Annotated in this window: 17 protein-coding genes; 6 read left to right on the forward strand and 11 right to left on the reverse strand. The window is 42.8% G+C overall.

Annotation, left to right across the window (positions count from 1 at the left end):
* Nucleotides 1-53: 53 nt before the first annotated feature.
* The 7 genes from H6G05_RS01745 to H6G05_RS01775 all read right to left on the reverse strand — a co-directional run bounded on the left by H6G05_RS01745 (nucleotide 54) and on the right by H6G05_RS01775 (nucleotide 9,240).
* Entirely contained in the window at nucleotides 54-278 is a 225-nt protein-coding gene (locus H6G05_RS01745; RefSeq protein ID WP_190575774.1) for a DUF2997 domain-containing protein, read from the reverse strand.
* Between the two features lie 350 nt (nucleotides 279-628).
* A complete protein-coding gene (locus H6G05_RS01750; RefSeq protein WP_190575776.1) occupies nucleotides 629-1,252 on the reverse strand; it encodes a type I restriction endonuclease in 624 nt (207 codons plus the stop codon).
* A gap of 28 nt (nucleotides 1,253-1,280) precedes the next feature.
* The gene (locus H6G05_RS01755) at nucleotides 1,281-2,288 is read right to left on the reverse strand and encodes an S-layer homology domain-containing protein (protein ID WP_190575778.1); all 1,008 of its coding nucleotides are present in this window, start codon (nucleotides 2,286-2,288) and stop codon (nucleotides 1,281-1,283) included.
* A gap of 41 nt (nucleotides 2,289-2,329) precedes the next feature.
* On the reverse strand, nucleotides 2,330-2,779 hold the full coding sequence (locus H6G05_RS01760; RefSeq protein WP_190575780.1) for a DUF29 domain-containing protein: 450 nt from the start codon (nucleotides 2,777-2,779) through the stop codon (nucleotides 2,330-2,332).
* Nucleotides 2,780-2,813: 34 nt separating this feature from the next.
* Entirely contained in the window at nucleotides 2,814-4,607 is a 1,794-nt protein-coding gene (locus H6G05_RS01765) for a cation:proton antiporter (RefSeq protein ID WP_190575782.1), read from the reverse strand.
* A 91-nt stretch (nucleotides 4,608-4,698) separates the two neighbouring features.
* A complete protein-coding gene (locus tag H6G05_RS01770) occupies nucleotides 4,699-6,993 on the reverse strand; it encodes a serine/threonine-protein kinase (RefSeq protein WP_242025192.1) in 2,295 nt (764 codons plus the stop codon).
* Nucleotides 6,994-7,128: 135 nt separating this feature from the next.
* Complete coding sequence (locus H6G05_RS01775) at nucleotides 7,129-9,240, reverse strand: NB-ARC domain-containing protein (RefSeq protein ID WP_190575785.1); 2,112 nt, start codon at nucleotides 9,238-9,240, stop codon at nucleotides 7,129-7,131.
* Nucleotides 9,241-10,122: 882 nt separating this feature from the next.
* Between H6G05_RS01775 and H6G05_RS01780 the strand changes: the two genes are divergently transcribed.
* Genes H6G05_RS01780 through H6G05_RS01795 form a run of 4 tightly spaced genes read left to right on the forward strand, consistent with a single transcriptional unit; the run spans nucleotide 10,123 to nucleotide 11,858 of the window.
* A complete protein-coding gene (locus tag H6G05_RS01780) occupies nucleotides 10,123-10,530 on the forward strand; it encodes a hypothetical protein (protein ID WP_190575787.1) in 408 nt (135 codons plus the stop codon).
* A 10-nt stretch (nucleotides 10,531-10,540) separates the two neighbouring features.
* Nucleotides 10,541-10,945 (forward strand): hypothetical protein, encoded by a 405-nt coding sequence (locus H6G05_RS01785; RefSeq protein ID WP_190575789.1) that lies wholly within the window; start codon nucleotides 10,541-10,543, stop codon nucleotides 10,943-10,945.
* 58 nt (nucleotides 10,946-11,003) lie between these two features.
* Nucleotides 11,004-11,186, forward strand: coding sequence for a hypothetical protein (locus tag H6G05_RS01790; protein WP_190575791.1), 183 nt, complete (start codon nucleotides 11,004-11,006; stop codon nucleotides 11,184-11,186).
* A 21-nt stretch (nucleotides 11,187-11,207) separates the two neighbouring features.
* On the forward strand, nucleotides 11,208-11,858 hold the full coding sequence (locus H6G05_RS01795) for a glucosaminidase domain-containing protein (protein ID WP_190575793.1): 651 nt from the start codon (nucleotides 11,208-11,210) through the stop codon (nucleotides 11,856-11,858).
* A gap of 521 nt (nucleotides 11,859-12,379) precedes the next feature.
* Here the strand turns inward: H6G05_RS01795 and H6G05_RS01800 are convergent.
* Nucleotides 12,380-12,982: a hypothetical protein gene (locus H6G05_RS01800; protein ID WP_190575795.1), complete on the reverse strand. Its 603-nt coding sequence runs from the start codon at nucleotides 12,980-12,982 to the stop codon at nucleotides 12,380-12,382.
* A 143-nt stretch (nucleotides 12,983-13,125) separates the two neighbouring features.
* Nucleotides 13,126-14,577 carry a serine/threonine-protein kinase gene (locus H6G05_RS01805; RefSeq protein ID WP_190575797.1) on the reverse strand — a complete coding sequence of 484 codons (1,452 nt, stop codon included), beginning with the start codon at nucleotides 14,575-14,577 and terminating at the stop codon, nucleotides 13,126-13,128.
* Nucleotides 14,578-15,062: 485 nt separating this feature from the next.
* Between H6G05_RS01805 and H6G05_RS01810 the strand changes: the two genes are divergently transcribed.
* Nucleotides 15,063-18,008 carry a cation-translocating P-type ATPase gene (locus H6G05_RS01810; protein ID WP_190575799.1) on the forward strand — a complete coding sequence of 982 codons (2,946 nt, stop codon included), beginning with the start codon at nucleotides 15,063-15,065 and terminating at the stop codon, nucleotides 18,006-18,008.
* Nucleotides 18,009-18,065: 57 nt separating this feature from the next.
* Here H6G05_RS01810 and H6G05_RS01815 read toward each other — a convergent pair whose 3' ends face one another.
* Nucleotides 18,066-18,227, reverse strand: coding sequence for a hypothetical protein (locus H6G05_RS01815; protein ID WP_190575801.1), 162 nt, complete (start codon nucleotides 18,225-18,227; stop codon nucleotides 18,066-18,068).
* Nucleotides 18,228-18,334: 107 nt separating this feature from the next.
* Here H6G05_RS01815 and H6G05_RS01820 point away from each other — a divergent pair, with 107 nt between their 5' ends.
* The gene (locus H6G05_RS01820) at nucleotides 18,335-20,869 is read left to right on the forward strand and encodes an NACHT domain-containing protein (protein WP_190575803.1); all 2,535 of its coding nucleotides are present in this window, start codon (nucleotides 18,335-18,337) and stop codon (nucleotides 20,867-20,869) included.
* A 77-nt stretch (nucleotides 20,870-20,946) separates the two neighbouring features.
* On the opposite strand, the gene H6G05_RS01825 is transcribed toward H6G05_RS01820, so the two are convergent.
* Entirely contained in the window at nucleotides 20,947-21,189 is a 243-nt protein-coding gene (locus H6G05_RS01825) for a hypothetical protein (RefSeq protein ID WP_190575805.1), read from the reverse strand.
* Between the last annotated feature and the right edge of the window lie 78 nt (nucleotides 21,190-21,267).

Genomic DNA, 21,267 nt, shown 5'->3' on the forward strand with positions numbered 1-21,267 from the left:
AAAACATTTAGGTTCACTAATACAACCTAAATAGCACACGTATCTACAGCAAATTAGGGTAATTGATCATACTGAACTTGCTCGATCGCATTGCGGTCAAGATTTTGTCCAGAGGTCTCGTAATAACTGGATAATAATTGGCGAGTTTCGACTTTCCCTAAATTCGACTCAATTTCAGCAGTGATTGCAACGCATTCACTGCCAGATATGTCAATCGCTCGCTCAACGATTTTGCCATCTTTCCCGATTAAGTACTCGATACGTTGATACTGCGACATAATCTATATAATTTTCTCAACAATAACAATTGCTAATATTCTAGCGTCTCTATATCAAAAATTGCAAAATGAAAAGCGTGGCTTTTCATTTTGCCCAAAAGCAGGATAGCGGCACTTCGCGCCGCTATCCTGCTTTTGGAGTTGCACTGGAAATGTAGCAATGTAAGTTTTGCTAAGGATGTAAAACCCAAATAAACTAAGGCGGCGCTTTGCTCCGCCTTAGTTTATTTGGGTTTGGACTTGATACGTGAGATATAGACGAAAGCGAAAAATAGGAAGAATCGCTTAGCGATTCTTACTTTTTTTCGCTTTCGTCGTGATGCGCCACTAATTCTTGGGTAAGAGGGTAGTCAAATAACTAACTGACCAAGAGATTTTAAAATTTGTAGTACCTCGTATAACTGATTTTCTGACTCAGACAAGGAAAAAACTTTGGATAGGGTATAAATTGGTTCAGCTTCAGAATCTAGCTTGATAAAGCGAAATTCTCGTCCATTAGTAATCAATCCAAATCTTGTCTTGGTAGCGTTAGGACTAGAAATCATATAAGTTAAAGCCTGCGGCAAAGCCACCATCACATCATATTGAATGCTTTTAGCTTCGATTACCAATATCCAGATTGATTGTTGTAGTACTAAGACATCAATTTGCCCTCGCACCACTTCCACTCCATCCTGAGACACTAACTCGATCGATTCTTCTAAGGTTGTATAGAAAGGCGGATCATAAAAACCTGCAAGGGAAAGCAATGGAGACAAAGTAACCATCTTGACTGTTACTTCTAGCAGTGGTCGATCCGCAAGATAAAGGTATTGTTGCCTTGTGCGATCCAGTTGTTGTTTCTCAAATTCACTAAGCGCAGGAGCCGAAACTAATAAGTCAGTAAAAAATGTATCGTTTCTATCTTGATGTAAGTGAAATTTGTTTTTGACATCATATAAGCTGAGCTTTGAAGCCTGTAAGGTTTGAACCATCGCTTTTCTCCTGTGTCCATAATTTTAATTATCTATCAGTTTCTAAGACCTTACTAACTGAGAGACCATCCACCGCAGTACCAAAATACCAGAGTGAGGCAGCCGCCTCAGCGCGAGTAACGGGTTTCTGCGGTTGTAATAAGGTCGTAAAGCCAAAGCTACGTCGAATGTTAGAGAGATCGCGGAGTTGAGCATCGGCAAAAATTGCATTCAAAGCATTTTCACTAATGCGATTGCTATCTTTAAATCCCCATGATTTGCTGACAGACTCTAAGGTCGCGATGGGCAATGGTTGTCTCAGATCGAGGGGGATTTTCCATTGCACCAGTTCTTCACGGAGCAAAGGATCATTGGGACGAAAACTATCGCCTATTCCAACAATTAGCCCTGCATTGGCTAAACCTTGAATGATGCCAAAGTCAGGATGATTATTAGGAATATCAGTAAAACTAGCGCTATCGGTTGGTTGTGCAAGACGAATTTGGCGACTAGGTTGATTTTTATAGAGACGATTATTGGTTTCTAATAACCATCGTGCATATTCACGACGAGCTACTAAAATATTTGGCTTAAATTGTTGTCCAGTTTTGGGAGTGATTGTTCCTAATTTATTTAAGTCTTTAATCCAATTCTTAAGTGGAGCAGGTGCTGCGTCCAAATCACTAAATTCACCAGATTGCTTTTGGGAATTAGTAAAGTTTATAAAAAATAGTTCTTTGAGGGAGTTTGTCTCTGAGGTTGCTTTTTTCGGTAAGGATTGTAGAGCGATCGCCTTCATTGGACTAGACCAACGATCACTATTAACAGGATTAACTAAACTATTAGGAGAATTAGTTGGTTTTATTTCAGGTTTTGGTTCAGAGTTTGTAGTTGGGGTTGGACTGGGTGATGTGGCGATCGGTGTTGGTTGATTGGGATTTTCGGCGATCGCCTCAGAAGAAGATGGACTAGCGGGAGCGATCGCATTTTCCAATGAACTGCCAATATATGAACCTTGGCAAGCCGTAAGGAAATAAGTGGTAAGACCAAGCAGCAAAAATTTGAAATTTTTAGCAATTAATCGAGAATTGAACTTTATCAAAATTCCACACCAATATCATCAGGAAAACTCAAGTCAAGCAACTGCTCAAGGCTATAGGGACATTCATTGGGCAAGATACTTTTCTTGATTGGGGTTTCCGCCAAAATTAGCGCTAATCCTAAGCGATATCCCTTAAGCAGGGCTTTATCTAAGTAAGATTTTAAGCTAGGGTTATCCGCTAACAGATCTTGAATTTCTTCTCTTTGTAACTGAATTGTGACCTGCCAACTGCGAGATCGCTTTGTGGGTTGATACTGCCATTTCAAAAGATGTCCAATCAATACCCCCAATCGATTCGATAATTCTTGCTGCTTTAGCTTACCCAAAGCCCCTATTTCCTCAACCAAATTCAACAAATCCAAACTATCTAAATGCCCTAAGGACAGAAGCTTGGACTGCTCCAAAGTCCAGCCATAAAAGTCTGTCTCATATAATCCTGTGTTCATAGCATTTCTTTATTTGTGTTTTTTAGCTGTTAGTTCAAGAAGCATTGCCATCAATCTCAACAAGATTGGTGGTAGGTGGCAATAGAGGGACTATTGGTAATGCACAGGCAATTTCAGGACGGAAATTTGCATATCGGCTACGACGTACCGCAATAATTTCTGTCTGGATATCTTGAGTACTTTCACCTAGACATAGGAGTAGATGTGTAGTCAACTCCAAACTTGTCTCAAAGGTGGGATGCACTACTTCCTTCGCACCAAGTTGGTAAAGAGTATCGATATCAGCATCTTTTTCAGCTCTGACTACAATATCAATTTCTGGAGAAATAGATATTGCTCTCTGCACAGCCAATCTCGTCGCGATCGGGTCAGAAATTGCGATTAACATTGATCGCGCATGGTCGATTTCTGCTTTTTCGAGAACGAACGGACTGGCGCAATTACCGTATAGATAGGGAATATTTCGCGATCGCAGAATTTCCACCTTAGATTCTGCATCTTCAATTACCAGCACAGGATAGCCCTTAGACTGCAACAAAGTGACAATCCCTTGACCGATCCGACCGTAACCACAAACCACCACATGATCATGGAGTTCCGCATTTGCCGCAAGTTCTTGGGGCATATCCAACTTATTCATCCAAGCTTGAAGAAATGGCACTTTTTCGAGCAATTCTAAGATCTGTGGTGTTGCCTTGAGCAAGAATGGCGTAACCATCAAAGTTACGGCAGTTGTTCCTAAAATTAGTAGATATACCCGACGCGATACTAAGCCTAATTTCTGTCCTTCACTAGCTAGTACAAACGAGAATTCTCCAATTTGGGCTAAACCTAATCCCGCAAAAATGGCGACTCGTAAGGGATAGCGGAAAAAGCTTACTAAAGGTACGACGATTAAAAATTTACCGATCATCACGATCGCCACAAGGCTGAGAATTAATTCCCAGTTTTGGATCAGAAATACAGGATCGATCAGCATCCCGATCGCTGCAAAAAATAAAGTCGCAAACACATCTCGCAGTGGTTCAACATAGGTGAGTGCTTGATCGGCATATTCCACCTCAGAAATCATCAAACCTGCAACGAACGCGCCCATCTCAATCGATAAGCCCAACTGCTCAGTCAGAAGTGCAATCCCTAAGCACAGCACGATCACGCTTAGCAAAAATAATTCGCGGCTCTCGGTACTCGCTACCCACCGCAAAAACGGAGGAATCACCCAGATCCCTGCGGCGATCGCGCCACCAGCAAATAAAGCTGTTACCGACAAAGCTTTGATTACTTCGATCCCCACTGACTCAGGATGATCCAATGCGGGCAACACCGCCAGCATCAAACCGAGTGCTAAATCTTGGATGATCAACATCCCCAGTGTTACCTGTCCCTGTGCGGACTCAGTGGCATTGGTTTCCATCAAACTGCGTAGCACCACTGCCGTTGATGACAGCGACAAAATTCCACCGAGGAAGATTCCTTGGGTTGGGGTATCCACCCATCCTACAAATACTGATACGGCTGTAGTGAGAGCGATCGTCAACAAAACTTGTAAGCTACCACCACCAAGGGCGATCGCTCTCACCTTATTTAATTGCTTCAGCGAAAACTCAACACCAAGGGCAAACAGCAAAAAGGCAACCCCAAACTGGGCAAGGGTTTCTACCTGAATCAATTCTTTGATCAGCCCTAAACCCGTTGGACCCACAACAATGCCACCAAAGATGTAGCCCAACAAAACTGGTAATCGCAGAGCCGCCGCCAGTAATCCGCCAAACGAGGCTGCTGCAAGAACAGTTACTAAATCAACAATTAACCGAAAATCTTCTTGCACAGAAACCAACTAAAGAACGTTGCCATCTATACTTTAGCTTGGATTTTGCTAAACCTAAAAGAGAGTTCGGCGCTCCGCACCGAACTCTCTTTTAGATAAACTGGCAAGTGTCATCATCGCTGCTGCGGAAGAGTAAACTTGGTTGAGTAAAATCAGTATCATCGGATTGGGATAGGTTACCTTCCGCAGGATGCAACATTGATTTAGCCTCAATCTGGTCATATAAAGTCTTGACAGCCTGAAGAATATAACTAGCTGACTGATCGTAAGCACTGGGTTCACTTAGCGATCGCGCTGTTTGCCAGATCTCTTTTTCAGCTTTCTCGTAGGATGAATAAGCATAAAATAACTGTCGTAGCAGTCCATCAAGCCCATGAGTTCTCAAATCATGCCAATTATCGCGATCAGGATCGAAGGGATAGTACAGCACAGAAAAAAGTAAAATCTTTGCCCGCATAGAACTTGTAAATCGCATCAGTTCCAATCGCAAGTCAAATAGATCAACTGCAATTTGAGGATCAAAGGGGATTTTACTGCGGATTTGATGATTAGGTTGGCTGCTAATGGGGGCGCTTGGTGGGGCGATCGCAGGATTGACTACTGCCAAATTATTTTCATAACTGCGATCGGGATAAAGAGGCTCTAACTTGCTAAGTAGCAAATTACCGATAACAGCATATTCCGCAGGTTTGGAAACCCTCTGAACTGACTCATGGAGTAGAGCTGTCAATTGCTGAAAAGTAGGCATGAATGAAACTAACTCTCTCAAAAGACTTGCCCAATCAACGCTATTTAATTGACGCAGATCACTCTCCCAAACATCTTGATAGGTATAAAACAAGAGTTTTTTTAGACGCATTTGCTGAGCATCTGTATCAATGCTATGGGACACCCATGCATAAATATCAGAGTCATCGTTGAGGTATGGATCTGGTAATTCATCTTCAGTAAAGCTGAACTGTTGATCCGAGGAGGCTTCTGCAATAAGTGAGTTGAGAGGTTCTTGAATGGAGCTATGTGGAGAAGAATCAATCGGCGCAATCAGTTGTGCGGAGCCTGCATTAATTACTAGATGGTTTACTGAATAAGCGACTGGTTGACTAACTGTTTGAGAATTTGGTTTGAATTGAGAAGAACTTATTGGTTCTGCAATTACTGATGCTGGTGTTTGTTGGTAAAGTTTAGAGGCTGCATTAAAAACTATTTTGGCAACAATCAAGTATTGACGCTGTTTTTGGACAGCGATCGTCCTCACAGATTTTACTAAGTTCTCTTTTAGAGCATCAATACTTGGATATTGTTTATATAAGTCTTCCAATAGTTCTACAAAACTAAAATTATTGAGACGAGTGAGATCGTTTTCCAGAATACCAGTACATACCAGACATACTAGCTTCTTAGCTCTTACAGGATCTTCGCTCATTTCCAGATCATCAGATACTTCATCAATTAGCTGTTCTAGATGACTCTTATTAGTTTTTTCAGGAGGATGAGGAACTGGTGGTAATTCAGAAAGAATTAGGGGTATAGCTTCGCTAAAAACAGTCTGGGCTTGGGACTGCATTAGTAAAGGTTGTAGTGCTTCCAATACATCATTTGCTGATTGATAGCGTTGGCGAAAATCAAAGCGAACCATTTTATCAATTACATCTGCCAATGTAGGCGTGACTTTTGCGCGATCGCGCCAACAAAACTCGCTAGTACGTGGATCTTCAGGAATCTGATTCGGTAATACTCCCGTAAGGGCTTGGATGGCAATTACACCGATCGCATAGATGTCACTGGCAAACATGGTTTTGCCACTATATTGCTCATTTGGCATATATCCAGGAGAGCCAATTACCAAGCTGGAAGTATGTCCTAGCTGACTAATTGGCTGAGTGCTAACTTCTTTAACTGCCCCAAAATCAATTAAGACAATTTTTTTGTCACTAGCCCGACGGATCAGATTACTGGGTTTGATGTCACGGTGAATTACTTGTTGATGATGGACAAAATCGAGGGTCGGCAAAATATCAGTGAGAAAATCAATCGTATACTGCTCTCCCAAACATTGACCACGCTTAATTTCTTGGGTCAAGACATCGCCTTCAATCAATTCTTGAGCGAGAAAAAATTCTTCGTCTTCTTCAAAGTGCGCTAATAAACTGGGGATACATTCATGCCGTCCCAATTTATAAAGCACTTTTGCTTCTTTATCGAATAGTTCACGGGAGATTTTTAAAATTTCTGCTTGTGATGACGCAGGCTTAAGCTGCTTGATCACACAGGTAGGGCGATCGGGCAGATATCCATCTTCTGCAATAAAGGTTTGGCTAAAGCCGCCGCCGCCAAGTTGTTTGACGATTTTATAGCGCCCAGTCAAGGTTTTACCGAGCATAATCATTTCAGTCACTGCTAACGTCAATATTTTTGCATTTCCTTAACGTCCTAGCAAGTTAATTTTCGTCTTCTCGCAAAATAAGCAATGAGTGGCGGCGCTTCGCGCCGCCACTCATCTTCTGGTTTTAAGCAGTTTTGTTTAACCAAGCCGCTTAGAACGATTGGCTTGCAACTCTTGCTTTCTCTTTCTCACTTGAGTGCGGCGCTCACTAGGTGTGGGCAGTCCGACAGGAGGCTCAACAATTTTGACCTCATTGATGAAAACCAATCTGGCATCAACGGGTTGGTTGAGCGTGTCAGTAATTTTCACAGCTTCAAAATCAGCATCGATCGCTGCAAATTCTGTCTCATTTAACCAAGCATGGTATTTCTTGCGAAATTTGGGTTGTTGCTTCAGTTCCTGTTGCAACTGTTCGAGAGAACCTTCTGTCCATTGGTAATAGAGGTTTTTGCTGCGGATTTGGGTTTTGGATTCGGAAGTTTGTTGAGCGAGGGGATTATTTGCCCAAGGAATGCGGTGATCCCATGTAGCAAGTCCACCAGCGCGATCGCTTTCGAGCAATCTCTCTAAAATTTGTAGATCAGAATGCTCAGTTACCCGTTCAGGGAAACGACAAAAGCTGTTGGTGAGATCGGTTTGCGAAGCACGCAACAGATTCATGATATTGCCTTGGGCATAGCCGATCGCTGTTTGGTGATCGCGTAAAGTCTCAAGCAAGCTATGTAATTCACGTTGCAAAGTATCAACGCTGCCATAGTGCGCCAAGAGACGATTGGTTAGAGGTTGCAAGATGTGGCGAATCTGGGTTTCTCGAATATAGTCTTCGGCACGGTGTTGGACAAGGGCATAGCTCATTAGGAATTCGGGACTACGCTCAATCGCCGAGTTGTAAGCCATATCGATCAAGCGATCGGTCATATATTCCATTACCACAGGCTGCTGTGTGAAGCTATTGGCATTCTTCTCAATTAGCGATCGCCAGCGTAGAGAAATCACTGATTCCAGAATTTGGGACTTAGAAACCATTGGTACGATGTCTTGACGTAGATTGTCGGTGGTGATCGGTTCGCGCTCAATCGCTAGCCAATACATGACCTGTTGCTCACGTTCCGAAAGGCGACCATATTGTTGATCGAGAAGATAACGAATATCGCCGAACACATTTGCATCTTGATCGAGAAACTCTTGAATATCACCATCGAACATGCTGTTAATCGAACGTGATACCACTGTCAGAGCGAGAGGATTTCCGCAGTAGAAATCGATCAGCTTGCGAGTTGCAGGGGCAATCGCCAATTCTGGTTGAAACATTTGCCGCGCTTCTTCCTTCAATCCAGCCAATTGCAGAGAACGTACCATGCGATCGCTACTATCGGGAGGCAAAACATCATGGGGTTTTTCGCGACTGGTCAAAATCAAGCAACTTTGATGACGTACTTCACCAACTTGACGGAACATTTCACCATAGCCTTCATAGCCTTCACTATATTGTCCTGTGGTTTCACCACTGCGAAGGATTGATTCCACATTGTCCAACACGATCAAGCAGCGTGATTGTTTTAGGACAGGAATGAACATACCCAAGAGACTGTTTAAATCTGGAGGCAAAGTGGCGATCGCTTGGTTGGTCAAAAAGCTGACCAATTCGGCAAGCATTATTTCTACGGTGGGCGCATTGCGTAGGGATTTCCAAGCAATCAATGTAAATTCTGATTGCACCTGTTCAGCGAGTTTAGTAGCAAAGGCGGTTTTACCGATACCGCCCATACCAAATACTCCCAACAGACGGCAGCGATCGCTAATCACCCAATTTTTAACTGTGGCTAGTTCTTCGGTACGACCATAAAAAATTGAAGTATCGATCGCATTACCCCAGTCACAGCGTTTGATATTGAGATCCGTAGCCTCAGGATTGTGAGGATTGACGAGACTCAGTAGATTGTGAGCGCTCGGCTGATTTGACTCCTGTTGAGAGGGCTTAACCTGAAAATTATTGGCTTGAGTCCGCACCACGACTTGGAGATTATGCTTAGTCACTCGCTCATTAAAAGCATCGGACAAGATCTTCCAAAGACGATAACCCACGTCACGAATATAAGAAGAATCGTATCCGCAAGTCTCAGCAATCTCAGCGTAAGTCTTGCCATTCCATGTTTGGCGAAATACTTGCTCCTGAATATTACTCAATCGCTTGTGCTGTAGGACTGCATCAACAATTGCGATCGCATCTTCAATAGTCATCGTAGTCATGGTCGTAACTCCTCTCAATGTAATGTCTCGGTATCGGATTAGTAATGCAAAAGTTGGGATTAACTTTAGGATTCAAATTTTAGAATTCAAATAAATGTTTTGCATTTGTTTGAATTTGTCTTGCGATCTACTTGCTATCTAAATTTATCTAGCAAACTAATGAGTCACATTTTTATAATGACTAATTACAGCAATTGCAGATAATTAAATCAACATATTCTTGTTTTTTCACGTTAGATAAATAACATATATTTTTGTATTTGCAATGGATTTATCCAGCTTTTTTCTAAATCCTGATTTAGTCTGACATTGGCTTGGATATGTACCAATTTTTTCTTGTCTTTTCTGATATATCTACATAAATAAAGGCTTTCAGGTATTAGCTAATCCATACTCGCAGACAAACTCATCTTAAAATCTTGTTTTTGCAAACAAAATATTTAAAAATCTTGTTTTATTTTTTTGCAACATACTAGCGACTTCATCAAGGTCTTTTAAATGAAAATAATTTTCAGCCTAATACAATTTGAATCTCTAAATTACTAAATAAGTAGTGAACTATCTTTGTATTTAACTAATGCAAAGAATTGAGTATCTTACTAATTAGTATTCTTGGTTTTATTCATGTATTTACTGACAAAAAATACTATTTTTTCTGGTGTGCAAATTGAAATTTGAATTGTATTGTGTTTGTCAACAAGGGCTATTGCAGTTGATTTATACAACTTCAAGCGACCTGTGACCGCTAAACTCACTTACCCTCACATAAAGAAATATTTAACTCTTGTATCACTGGTAAGTGCATATAGCAATAGGGAAATAATGTTTTCCGACAAAAAACGACTTTTCCTCATATAACCTCACAAACAGAGGCCTTGAAACATGAGCGCACCCCATCATTTGCCCCAACGTCACCTTAAATTAATACCGAGTCACCCAAACGAAAGATCACCCCTAAGATCACAGTTTGCGATTCGACCCAGTATTGCCGATCGCTTTTCGCAACTACTGCACGAAATCGAAGCATTTTTATTGGCTTGTACCTATGAGGAAATGTGTAGCTTTTGGAATGCGATCGCCAATCTGCGTCAATACTTACAAAAAAGCTCCAATTCATCGGAAATGCCGCATTTCCTCAATGGAAGAAGGCAGCAGCGAGATTTTTGCCGCATTTTAGAGGTGCTAGCGGATTTACCGTACCCCAAGCTGCACTTATCTAAGCATTTGGCTGAACGTGTAGGCGATCGCCGCACGCATCATGTTTATCCACACTTAGTAACACAGCGATAAGGGAGGAAATATGCAAAGTGATGCCTTCCCCACGCCACCGATCTATGTCCATCATTTTCAGCCTCGGTTGGTGCAGCAACCTGAAGACGATCAACAGCAAGACAGCGATCGCCCTCTAAATCATTTACTGGATAAGATCGAACTGTTGATGACTGACTGCTCGATTGAGGAGTCTCAATCCTTTTGGTCAGCCACTGATCGGATCAAGATCAAACATCGCGTCATTGAGTCAATGCAGATGATCGAGAGCTTGTTTCTGGACTTAGCAAAAGTCTCAACTCAAGACCCAGAACTAATCTCTGCTGTTTCTGAAAGTCTTCTCTACACAGGCCATTCGCAGGATATAGGCAATTCGCAGGTTACTCATCAAGCTGGGCTTGAAATCCCAAATTTTCTGAAACAACGAGCTTGTTGATTTCTCTAAATATTTAGACTCTATTCCAATTAATTCATTTATAACTAAGGCTAATCCCATGAAGTTTTTACTCTCTGTTCTTTCTGCTTCCGCTTTGCTAATTCCCTTTGCTTCCAGTGCATCAGCCTACTCTCAAGATCCCCGCAGTTGCAATGACCCCAGAACTCAATATCCGTCAAATCCCCCTTGTCAAAAACCACTAAATTTACTTAACGTTTATTACAACAAGGTCAACTATTAATTTAGATAGAGCAGAACAGTTATGAGAAGAAAGCAGTTTCTTCAATTTGGGGCTGGGGCGATCGCATTGTTTACGTTGGATCGTCTCGATCAAAATTCTGTTCAAGCTCAAAATGCTTTAGGAATTGCCCAAGTATCTGGACGCGAAAAATTATGTTCTCGTGTCCTCACGGGTAGCATTGATCGGATCATGGGCGATGGGGCTACCTCCGAAGTCCAACTTTTACGACTCCTAAGGCTCAATAAAGCACCTCTAAATCTCTATGGTGACTTACCAGCGATCTATCGCGAAGAAGCCGCGATCGAGGGCGTTAACTATGACATCGCATTTTGTCAGATGTGTTTAGAAACTGGGTTTCTCCAATTTGGTGGGGATGTTAAACCTGAACAAAATAATTTTGGTGGTATAGGGGCGATCGGTAATGGCGTTAGGGGTGATAGCTTTAGCGATCGGCGCATTGGGGTAAGGGCGCAGATCCAACATCTCAAAGCCTATGCCACCACCAAACCCTTAGTACAGCCGCTAGTTGACCCAAGGTTTAGTCTTGTCAAACGTGGTACTGCACCATTACTGAGCCAGCTTTCAGGACGATGGGCCGAAGATACCAATTACGACAAAAAAATTATGGCAATTCTTCGCCGTCTCTATGATTTGTCAGGATTCTTCACATAAAAAAGGTTAGCGCTGTAATATAGCAAAAAAAGAGTTAGCTAGTACAAACCAAAACCCAAGAATTGAGTGGCAGCACGAAGCGTCGCCACTCAATTCTTGGGTTTTATGCCCTAAGCAAAACTTGCTTTGCCATATCAAAAGCAAAAGCAAGGCGCAGGTATCTCGTTATGTAGCGGCGGATAACTGCGCCTTACGACCTGCTTCATTTTCATGGGGGAGCATGAATAATGAAGCATTTTTAAAATATGCAGAGGTAATGCGATCGCCAAATTCAATCTATAAAATAGTTGGCTGTGAAATCTGATACGCATATTCCCTTGCATATATATTTTTTTGTGCAAAACATTACATTGAGAAAATAGTCACAAAAGACTACTTCTGAGAACATATTTGTTCGATTTGTGAAATTTTTTACCTATTCCCACAAACACAATACCATACAGCGCAAAGTCCACCAGATATTTTTTGAAAGTGTTGCAAAGCAACACTTTCAAAAAATATCTGGATTCGGACTTTAACGATTAGGTGCGCCCCAATGATAGCCATTTTAAGAGCTTGGGTTGGCAATACAAGGACTGATTCTTACAGTATGTAAGCGATTCTTTGTTGTAAGCAATCACAGAATCGGGATTGATCGGAGCTATGAACTTCAAATTTGCTTTGACGTAGCATTCTCCTAATTGCTCAAAACTTGCTGGTTTGACTGGATAGGCTAATTCATTCTGTGACCCTTGAACACGCAGCCAAGGAGAACCTTCGCTATCTAAAACGATCGCATCGGTAGCAGCATCAGGAGGCTCTGCTCGACCTAAATTGATCGGTTCCTTAAAAACCGCAGTCATGATCGCTCCTCTGAGGATTTGCGATCTAATTTGTCCATTCGGTGTATAGCGACAATTTAAGGCATAGTCTTCTGCACCAGATCCTGCTGACTGCACGACTAACCATTTATTAATCGTATAGAAACCTCGATTACCACGTTGAAAGGCTGTGCTAAAGTCGCCATTGGACTTAGGGTTGGGGACTTCGGCAACTTGAGCGATCGCAGGATGAGCCAAAAATACTGAGCTAAGAGAGCTACCAATCATCGACAAGAGAAAGAGTTTACACGAATTTAATCTCATGTTTTTTATCCTGTTTAGCGTTTACACCAGTTCACAAAAGTGTTTTCACACTTTTATGAACTAAAAAACAAACTTTATTCCCAAGAATTAGCGGCGCGAAGCGCCGCTAATTCTTGGTTTTTGTAGTCATTTTATGTTTTGAACTAAGACGAGCATCGATAGAGCGTAACCATGCGCTCTAAATTTTTGTTGGGATCGCGTAGTAAAAATGGCAGATGACCAACGGGCGGAGACTTGAAATTAGGTTGACGACCTTCGATATATTCCCAACGCGCAGTTTGGCGATCGTAGGCTGTATCGATCGCAAGTTCACCCGTCGGACTCAGCCAACCAATATTTTCGTATGTTTTACGAATATCTTTAGCAAAATCTTCGTAAATCTTTTTCTGAGCAGTTAATCCCTGCTTGCCATTACTTGCCTGTGTCCATAGTTGATCGACTAAAACCAAATCCGCGCAACTAATCCGATTAAATTCATCGGGGTGAAATGTCCCATCACGATCAGATTGACTGCCAGCAGCCTTGAGAAGCAATAGATAGGTTTCTTGATCGGCAGCTTTCCAATTTTTTGCTTGGAGATAGTTACTTAGTTGAGCATAGCTGATTTTGCGATCAGGAACAGGGGCGACAGAAGGCTGAACTAAAACAGATGGGGAGGGAGTGATCGTCGGTGCAGTGTTAGGTGTGGAGATAGAAAGACTAGGGGGGGAGCTCGGTAGGATATTGCTTTTAAAAGGATTCCATCCTGTAATCAACAAATAAGTCCCGCCAGCTAATGCGAATAAAGCGATCGCTGATGGCAACAACCAAGGATTGGGCTTAACATCTCTATCGTCAGTAATTCTAGGAGAATCTGTACTTAATTTCGGGAGTTTTGCCATATCCCTTAAGACTTCATCAACAGTCTGATAGCGATCGCGAGGATTGCATCGGGTCATGCGATCTAAAACTGAAGCAAATTCGCGGCTGACTTTGGCATAGCTACGCCAGTTAATCTCATAATCACGATCCCTCGGGAATTGACTAGGATGTTTGCCTGTCAGAGCTTGTAGAGCCACCATTCCCAAAGAATAGATATCACTACAGGATACGGATTGACCCCGCTCTTGTTCGTAGGACATATATCCAGGCGTGCCAATGGGTAAGGTTACCCTTGCTTTGTGGTGAGCGCTAGCAACTTCCATTTGTACTTGTTTGACAGTACCAAAATCAATCAACACTAGCTTGCCATCACTATGACGACGGATTAAGTTGCTAGGTTTAATATCTCGGTGAATGACATTGTATTTATGGACAAATTGTAGGATTTCTAGAACTTCTTTGACGATTTGGGCAACTCTCGCCTCTGCCATTTGGCTACCTGGGGACATTTCCTTACTGAGTGGATGTCCTGCAATAAATTCTTGAACAAGATAGAATTCTTTGTTCTCTTGGAAATATGCGTAAAGTTGCGGAATTAGATCATGCTTTCCCAATTCTTGCAAGGTTTCAGCTTCAGCTTTAAATAGTTCTAGAGCCTTTTGGGTAAAAACAGGATCGTCAATGGTGGGATTAAGATGTTTGACGACGCATTGGGGATTTTTGATCTTCCGCAAGGTAAGTTTGCGAAAAACCTCCTTCAGCGAGTTCTTTGACAATGCGATAGCGGCGATCGAGTAGCTTGCCTAACATATTGGCATTATAAGTTTAGAGAGTCTTTAAAACACGTTCACTATTTTAACGTCAGTTCGCCGAAAGCGAAAAATGGTAAGAATCGCTAAGCGATTCTTACCATTTTTCGCCATTTGCGTCGTGCAAATCATGATTTAAACCCAAGAGAGAATAAGCAGCACGAAGTGCTGCCATTCCCTCTTGGGTTTTAGAGTCTTAAGATTTTGCGAAAGCTTCTAGTGATAAATTTAGGTCATGGTAACCAAACTAAGAAGCCAAGTTCTTGGCTAAAAGCTCAAGTCCTGCTGAAGCAGACTCAAGGATATTTTTTAAGCTTTATAAATAACCCATTACAAAGGGTTTGAGTTTTTAGCTATGCCAACAATTCCAGACTATCAGTGTGTAGTCTTCACTACAGGAGTAGACGAGCATGGCATCACTTCATCAACCACTATGGGCTTTGTCCTTTGAAGAGGTATATCAATCTTTAGGTACTACTGCTAATGGACTATCCCAAAACGAAGCACAACAGAGACTAGAAAAATTTGGTGCAAACGAATTGCCTGAACCTGTACAGCGCCCATTGTGGCTAAGGTTTGCCGATCAATTGACGCATTTTATGGCTCTGTTGCTATGGGTAGCAGGAATTCTTGCCTTTATTTCGCGTACCCCTGAATTGGGCTGGGCAGTATGGGCGGTAATCTGGATTAACGCGATATTCAGCTTTTGGCAAGAGTTTCAAGCAGAGAAAGCACTATCAGCTTTGAAAAAAGTCTTGCCGATGCAAGTAAAAGTTTATCGAGATGGAGAACTCAAGCAAATTCCTGCGAGAGAACTGGTGCGCGGCGATGTCATGCAATTGGAAGAAGGCGATCGCATTTCCGCTGATGCACGGTTAATCTCTGTCGAAAGTTTATATCTGGATGTCTCCGTGATGACAGGGGAATCCTTGCCTGTGGCTCGAAGTCCTTACCCTGTGAGACTGCGTGAAGCAGTTTCCATTCGTGGCGGTAAAACCATGCTGCGTCAAGGCGAACAACCGATGCAAGAAAAGGTAAATCCCTCGGAAATCGCTAATCTTGTGTTGGCTGGCTCGACCGTAGCCGCAGGTCGGGCTGTCGCCGTGGTTTATGCGACAGGTTCCGAAACTGAGTTTGGACAGGTGGCGCATTTAACTACGGTCGTAAAGCGCGAACCCAGTACGCTAGAAATCCAAGTGGCGCGAATTGTAAGGCTGATTACCGCGATCGCCCTCGGCATGGGAGCAACTGTATTTGCCCTGAGCTACTTGCTGATTGGCATGGATGTGACTGAGAGCTTTATCTTTGCGATCGGGATTATCGTCGCGAATGTCCCTGAAGGTTTATTGCCGACGGTAACCCTTGCTCTAGCCCTTGGTGTAAAGAGAATGGCGCGACGTAATGCTCTTGTCAGAAGACTTTCGGCTGTTGAGACTTTGAGTGCGACTACTGTAATTTGCACTGACAAGACTGGGACATTAACTAAAAACGAAATGACCGTGCGCTATCTGTGGCTACCTACAGAACCAACGCAAGCTGATCATCCAAATCCCAAGCCTGATGATGCTAATGATGTACTCACTAACAGGCTAATTGAAGTTACAGGTGCTGGTTACGATCCCAGCAATGGCAAGGTGAATATTCCTCCCGATTCGGAAACTGCTTGGAAAGCCAAGGTTTTATTAATTGGTTCGGCGCTTTGCTCTAATGCCCGTCTGGTACATCTCAACGCGCCGAGTCGTTGGCAAGAAATTGGCGATCCCACCGAGGCAGCTCTCCTAGTGGCGGCAGGAAAAGCAGAACTAAACTTAAAAGAGTTACAAAAGCAATATCCACGCTTACGGGAACTTCCATTTGATTCGCGCCGCTTAATGATGACCGTGGTTTTGCATTGGCAAGATTCAGAACTATGGTCAAGTCCATCTCCCAATCTTGCTTTTACTAAGGGCGCACCATTAGAAGTTCTCAAACATTGTCATTGGATTTTGCGCGATGGCAAATCTCAGGAATTGACCCATGACTATTGGGATGAAGTTGTTAGAGCCAATGATGACTTGGCAAGGCAAGGATTTCGAGTGTTAGGTTTGGCCGCACGTCAGGGAGGACAGGAACTGCTTGATCTCAAGGCTCAGGATTTAGAACAGGATCTGATCTTCATCGGATTAGTTGCTATGTTCGATCCACCGCGTGACGAAGTACCCAAGGCGATCGCCCAATGTCATCAAGCGGGGATCAAAGTAACGATGGTCACTGGTGACTATGGACTGACCGCCGAAGCGATCGCCCGTCAAATCGGATTAGTCAGCGATAAAGTGCGGGTGGTCACGGGTGAAGTCATGGGACATCTCTCGGACGCACAACTAAAACAGGTAGTGAAATATCGCTTTGGTTTGGTATTTGCGCGGATGTCGCCTGAGCATAAATTGCGATTGGTGCAAGCGTATAAAGATATAGGTGAAATCGTGGCGGTAACAGGGGATGGGGTGAATGATGCTCCTGCCTTACGAGCCGCGAATATTGGCATTGCGATGGGACAAAATGGTACGGATGTGGCGCGGGAAGCTGCGGATATTGTATTAACCGATGATAACTTTGCGACGATTGTGGTGGCGATCGAGCAGGGGCGGGCAATTTATCAGAATATTCGCAAGTTCATGACCTATATCCTTGCCTCAAACGTGCCAGAAATTGTGCCGTTTCTAGGAATGGTCGCCTTTAAGATTCCCCCTGCGCTCACGATTTTACAAATTCTGGCGGTGGATTTGGGTACTGATATGGTTCCTGCTCTCGCGTTAGGAGCAGAAACTGCCGAAGCAGGAATTATGGATCGTCCACCCCGTCCTAAACAGGAGTTTCTGCTCAATGTTCCCTTACTAATTCGCGCCTATCTATTTCTGGGCGTAATTGAGGCAGTTCTCTCAATGTTGGGTTTCTTTATTGTCTGGTGGAGTTATGGCTATTCGCTAGCAGATTTACAACAAGTAACTCCGATGATTCTCAACCATACTGCTGATCCGACGGTGACAGGCATCTATCGCCAAGCAACGACCATGACTCTAGCGGCGATCGTCGCTTGTCAAGTAGGTAATTTATTCGCGTGCCGTTCGTCTTGGGGTTCTATCTTCCGTCAGTCTTTAGCAAATAATAGTTTGATCTGGTTAGGAATTAGTGTGGAATGCGTTGCACTCTTTGCTTTTATCGACTTCCCTCCCTTTAGACAAGTATTCGGAACTGCTTCACTAACTAATTGGCATTGGTTGTTGTTGCTAGCCTGTGCACCTATTTTGATTGGTTTGGAAGAATTGCGTAAGTTGTTCCTGCGTGCTAGAAGGCGGAAACATTTGCGATCGCTATGATTTGGAATGCGAACGCCTATTGGTTAAGCACATAGGCGATCGTAATGGCACTCATGGCTAGTCTTTGCCAAGGTTGAATAGTTGACGAAGAAATGCACCTAGCCCTGCGAGGACAATCACCGCAGCTAAAGCGTAGCTGATTGGGATTAGTAGGCTAGCCATTGGTGTTGATTGATGAGAGAGATTTGTGGGTTGGCTAGTGACTTGTTGTGTTTCCATGTGTTTGTTTGGTATTAGGTACATATTTAGATTGACATTAACCATCAGAAAGCAAGTCACAGTATGATGTTCTGTTAATGTAAGGGTTATGTAATAGTTACAAATACATGGCTAAACCAACACTTTGCGCTTCAGAAATTGGTAAGAGTAAGGCAAGTAATGCTTTTAGGTTTTCTGGGAAAACGCAGGAGTTTATTGCAGGCAAAGCAGGCACAACGCGCCAAAGAGTTGCTAATTTTTTAGATGGGGCTAATGTCGATAGGCAGATTTTCATTGATATTTGTGCTGCGTTGGGACTTGATTGGCAGGAGATTGCGGGAATTGAAGATGAGGTAAATAAAGATGATTTACCTAAAGATATTGAGGCATTTGTAAAACTGGCGCGGGAGCGATGTGCGGAGGATATTCAGAAGCGGTGCGGGACGATGCGGGTGTTGGATATGGAGCAACCTGTCGCTTTGAGTGATATTTATACGGATGTAAATATTTTGGAGAAGATAACCCGCAATCAAAGGAAAGAACTCGCAGAGTTAAGGGCTGTATGTGGATTTGAAGAGTTTGATCGTTGGGGATTGTCAGGAATAAGACAAAAACGGGTTGAGGGGATCGAAGCAGTTAGAAATCATAGTAAGTTGATGATTTTGGGTAAACCGGGGGCAGGGAAAACTACGTTTTTGAAGTTTCTGGCAATGTCCTGTATTAACGGAAATTTGTTTACAGATCGTGTACCTGTATTTGTAACCTTAAAAGATTTTGCTGACGCAGAAAATGTAACAAGTCTATTTGGTTTTATTTCACGACAAGCTGAACAATATGGCATTGCAGAAACGACTCAAGTAAATAGAGGATTTCTTGATTCATTAATCAATAGTGATGAAAATGCGGCAGAAACTTTGTTGCGAAAGGGAAAAATGCTGGTTTTGTTGGACGGGTTGGATGAAGTAAGAGAAAAGGATGATGAGAGGGTATTACGTGAGATTAAAGAATTTTCTCAACGCTATAGCCAAAGTCAGATTGTAGTGACTTGTCGGATCGCTGCAAAGCAATATATTTTTGAGCAGTTTACTGAGGTAGAAGTTGCAGATTTTGCCCAGCAACAGATTGTTACTTTTGCTGGGAATTGGTTCCGTAAGAAAGAAATTAAGGCTGAGGATTTTTTAGAAGAACTGAAGAAATATCGTGGTGTGCAGGAATTAGCAACAAGTCCGCTATTGCTAACCTTATTATGCTTGGCTTTCGAGGAGTCGGGTAGTTTTCCTACAAATCGGGCGGAGCTTTATAAGGAAGGCTTGGATGCGTTATTACGCAAATGGGACTCAAAACGAGGAATTAGGCGAGATAGTGTATACAAGGATTTGTCGGTGCAGAAAAAGGAGGATATGCTCTCGCAAATTGCTTTGACTACCTTTGAGAAGGGAGATTATTTCGTTAAGCAACGGCAACTTGAGGACTATATTTGTGACTATATTCGTAATACTGCCAATGCAAAAACTAATGATGAAGAGTTGTATTTAGATAGTGAAGCTGTACTGAAATCAATTGAGGCACAGCATGGTCTATTTGTGGAACGTGCTAGAGGAATTTATTCTTTTTCCCATTTAACTTTTCATGAATATTTTGCGGCGCGACAGATTGTGATATCTAATAGTCCTAGCAAATTAGAAACTGCTCTGCAAAATCTAATGACTCATATTACTGATAAACGCTGGCGAGAGGTGACTTTGCTATCGGTTGAGATGGCAAGAGAAGCAGATGAATTATTGCTTCTAATGAAAAAAAAGATTGATAGTTTATTAGAAGGCGATGTGGAGTTACAGAGCTTTTTAGGATGGGTAGAAGAAAAATCACGATCAATAAATATCTCCTATAAACTTGTTGTCGTTAGAGCCTTCTACTTTGACCGCACGTATGCTTTGACCCTGCCTGTCCTGCCCCGTTCCAATGCCCGCCCTCGTACCTTTGATAACGACCTCACACGCTATAGTGATCTCTCCCGTGACCTCGCTCCTACCCACACTCTCGAACGTGAGAGTGATCTTTCTCTCACTTCTAACCTTAAACGTACTCACGCTCTAGCCCGAAACCTCACCCAAGAGCTTACCCAAGACCGCGTTCACGACTTGGACTATGACCTTATCAAAGTCTTCGTATTCGCCATCCTGCTCGCTAGCCCCTTCTACTTAAAACACTTCTTCGCCCTCAAACATGCTCGTGATTGCGAGAGCGACCTTGCACGCACTCTCTCCAACCCTCGCCCTCGCCTTCGAGCTCGCGAACTCGCAAGCGAATTCACACTTGATCTCGAACGTGCTAAGGAAATCGGTGACGAGAAACTATACCAACGTCTGCAAGATCTAAAAGAGCGTTTTCCCGACCCTGATCTCAATTGGAGTAATTTTAAAGAATGGTGGAAACAGAATGGGAAAGAATGGATTGAAGAATATCGCCAAGTGCTAATCGAATATCGCAATATCGGTCATAATTGGAAATTTACTAATGAGCAGCACAAAAAAATGGAGCAATATTATCAAGCGAATCGGCTTTTAGTGGAATGTCTTAAGAGTGACTGTTATGTGAGGCGTGAGACGAGACAAGAGATTGAGGAAAGTATGCTGTTGCCAAGCGTGGCAAGTAAAAGGTAAAAAGGAAAAAGAGATTTATTTTTAATGATTTGGTGATTTGATAGCCAAAATTGAATCGACTAACTAAAATAGGCGATTTAAGATGAGGCGCGATCGTTGGTTTGTGGAATGAGAGAGCGATCGCTTTGAACGTTTATTGTGTCTGAGAAAATAGGCGATCGTTGTTTGATTTGAGGTGATTTGCGATCGCTGGCTTGTGGAATGAGGGGGCGATCGCTTTGAACATATAGCGTGCCTGACAGAAGTAGGCGATCGCTGTTTGACTGGGGATGAGATGCGATCATTGGTTTGCGGAATGAGAGGGCGATCGTTATGAACATTTAGTTTGTCTGGCGAAAATAGGCGATCGCCACAAAACAAACATTGAAAATATTCCATGCATAGAATACAATGAAGCT

The organism is Phormidium tenue FACHB-1050, from assembly GCF_014696925.1.
Lineage (GTDB): Bacteria > Cyanobacteriota > Cyanobacteriia > Pseudanabaenales > Pseudanabaenaceae > Pseudanabaena.